The organism is uncultured Gimesia sp. (assembly GCF_937910335.1).
Taxonomy (GTDB): Bacteria; Planctomycetota; Planctomycetia; order Planctomycetales; family Planctomycetaceae; genus Gimesia.
In genome coordinates this window covers 1-2810 of the sequence record NZ_CALEMX010000127.1, presented here as the reverse complement: position 1 = coordinate 2810, position 2810 = coordinate 1, and the positions used below count along the sequence as shown (strand labels likewise).

At 45.2% G+C, this 2810-nt stretch carries 2 protein-coding genes; one reads left to right on the top strand and one right to left on the bottom strand.

Annotation, left to right across the window (positions count from 1 at the left end):
- Positions 1-1043 (top strand): ATP-binding protein (locus tag Q0668_RS05085; protein ID WP_298860780.1); only part of this gene is annotated, 1043 nt, incomplete at its 5' end.
- 6 nt (positions 1044-1049) lie between these two features.
- Here the strand turns inward: Q0668_RS05085 and Q0668_RS05080 are convergent.
- Entirely contained in the window at positions 1050-2438 is a 1389-nt protein-coding gene (locus Q0668_RS05080) for a sigma-54 dependent transcriptional regulator (RefSeq protein ID WP_298860777.1), read from the bottom strand.
- Positions 2439-2810: the final 372 nt, after the last annotated feature.

Sequence of the window (2810 nt, the reverse complement as noted above, 5' to 3'; positions counted from 1 at the left end):
TCCTGCAAGATCCACAGGTCGTCCAGAAACTTAAAGAGCTGCAAATACTACATTGGGAATCATTGCTTAATGCAAATTGGGACAAAGAGTTCATCGAACGTCGCAAAAGCGTTGGCCGCACGCATGCGGAAAGAGGAATTGAACCTTTATTTTTCCTCGGCTCGCATTTTCAATTCATAGAACACCTGCTCCATCAGTTTGAAGCTGGTAATTTTGAGCAAGAAGACTATTCCGAACACTTTCTTTCCGTCATTAAAGCCATGTTTCTCGATATCGGGCTCACCCTCGAAAGTTACTTTGGTCAGCTAAGTACTGATCTCAGGCGAGCACTGAGCATGGTTTGGAAAGCCAATGACGAACTCAAACAATTCGCTCGGTTAACCTCTCATGATTTGAAAACACCGCTAGGGACAGTTGCAAATTTGTGTGAGGAAGCACTCGATGAGTTTGGTGATCAAATGCCCGAAGAGGCAGCTGAACTCATCGGCAAGGCGCGCCAAACAGCTTTCCGGATGAGCGGCCTGATTGATGAATTACTTTCCGTCTCAATCAAAACTCAAATCGACGACGCAAATGATGAGGTTTCGATCGGCGAAGTGATTTCTGAAGTCCTTGGCCGTATGAGTCAGGCCATTAGTGATAATAGCTTTAAAGTCGATGTTGCCTCACCGCTGCCAGTTGTGCTAGGCAACAAAATTCAGTTACGCGAAGCCTTTTATAATTTAATTTCCAACGCAGAAAAATACATTGATAAAGTTCCAGGACAAATTCGAATTTCCTCTGAATCCAGCGAAGGTGATTTCATCATTACCATTGCCGATAACGGCCCCGGAATTCCTGCTGAGGAACTTGAGCAAATCTTCACGGCCTTTCGAAGATTACAAATGCACCAGGGACATGAAGGTTCGGGACTGGGACTTTATTTCGCAAAAAGTCTCATCGAACATCAAGGTGGTAAAATTTGGGCCGAGTCAAAATTGGGGGTCGGTAGTTCCTTCCATGTTCAATTGAGAGGAGTTCAGAATAGCCAGAGGAAAGACTGACTCGCTCTAATCGGTATGGAGCCCGAGGATTTTTTCGATGGCATCCGTTAGGTCGTATTTTTGAATTAACCGGTATAGACTCCGTCGAGTAATTCCTAAAGTCCTCGCGGCTCGTGCTTTGTTACCCCTTTCCCGTTTGAGGACTTCCAGCACCTTCTCTCGTTCAAGATCATCCAACCTGTCATAATGAGAGTCTTCAGACTGCTGCGTTTCACACGAAGTATGAGAGCGTAGGCTTTCGGTAATCTCAGCAGGAAGGTCACACAGCCGAACGATATTATCTTCTGCAAGAATCTTTGCCCGGTCAATCACATGCGACAACTGACGTATATTCCCGGGCCAGGAGAAACTCTCTAGAGCAGGTAATGCTGACTCTTCAATACTCCAATCAGGACCTAAAAAAGATGAAGTCAACAGGGCAACGTCTCCTGTTCGGATTCTCAAAGGAGGAAGTTCAATCGTCATCACGTTAATCCGATAGTAAAGATCTTCGCGAAATCGTCCTGCTTCCACCTCTTCCTTTAAGTCACGATTCGTTGCCGAAAGCAGACGAACATTAACTCGACGTTCCTGTACCGAGCCAACCCGGCGCATCCAACCATCCTCTAATACGCGTAATAATTTTACCTGCATGGACGCGGGCATCTCGCCTATTTCATCGATCATCAATGTTCCACCATCGGCTACTTCAAATAGACCCGACTTGGCAGAAACGGCGCCGGTGAAAGCTCCCTTCTCATGCCCAAACAGTTCACTTTCAATCAGTGAATCCGACATGGAGGCACAGTTAATTACTACCATCGGCTTTTCGGATCGGGAGCTGCTGGAATGCAAAGCCCGAGCGACTAATTCTTTACCTGTGCCACTTTCTCCCTGGATTAACAAAAACTTATCGGAAGGGCCCGCGCGTTCAATCAATCGGTAAACATCCAGCATGGCGGATGATTGTCCAATCATATCCCATTTTGGCTCTGATCGTTTTAAAAGTGCTTTGAGCTGACGATTCTCTTTATTGAGTTGTCTTCGTTCGTACGCTTTCTGTATGAGAATTTCCAGTTCAGCAAGAGGGAACGGTTTCGTCAGAAAATCGTATGCACCAAGTTTCATTGCCTCGACTGCAGTTTCGATCGTACCTTGCCCCGTCAATAAGATCGCTTCGCACTCCGGTTGAGTCTCTTTTAACTTTTCAAGAACTTCCAAACCGGTCAAATCTGGCATGACCATATCGAGAATGGCTACATCAAATTCACGCTGTTGAATGAGGTCTAAGGCAGCCTGTCCACAACTCGCTTCCTCAACTGCCAACCCGCGGCGGTGAAACCTTCTTACAACGGTACCACGAAAATCCTCATTATCATCCACGACCAGTAAATCGATCTTAGTCGGCTCGTACATCAATATCTCACATGTTGCTAAAAAGAAACCACCAACCTGGACACCAAATACCGCAACCCTCGTACCAAAACCTCAATTTTCTGGTCACACATGTATTCTACCCAAAATAATTGAGATCTCAGAGATAAATCTCTGGCACCAATGTCCACAAGAACAAAAAAGTAACTCATCCATGGATAGAGAGAACAGCATCAAAATAATTCAAAAGTGGCTCACAGCATGTCATCACTGTAAAGAAAAAGAAAAACGCCCCTATTATACGCTCCACGTTTGTCACCGTGCAGGACTTTGCCTCCTGACTTGCTCCAAAAATTCAATTTTTAAAAGATAACTAACGAACCGGTAACAAGCTATTATTTCTACAGGCATACA

Bases quoted from the DNA above. Each gene is read 5' to 3' on its own strand.
- Q0668_RS05080 (WP_298860777.1), bottom strand. From the start codon at position 2,438: ATGTACGAGCCGACTAAGATCGATTTACTGGTCGTGGATGATAATGAG.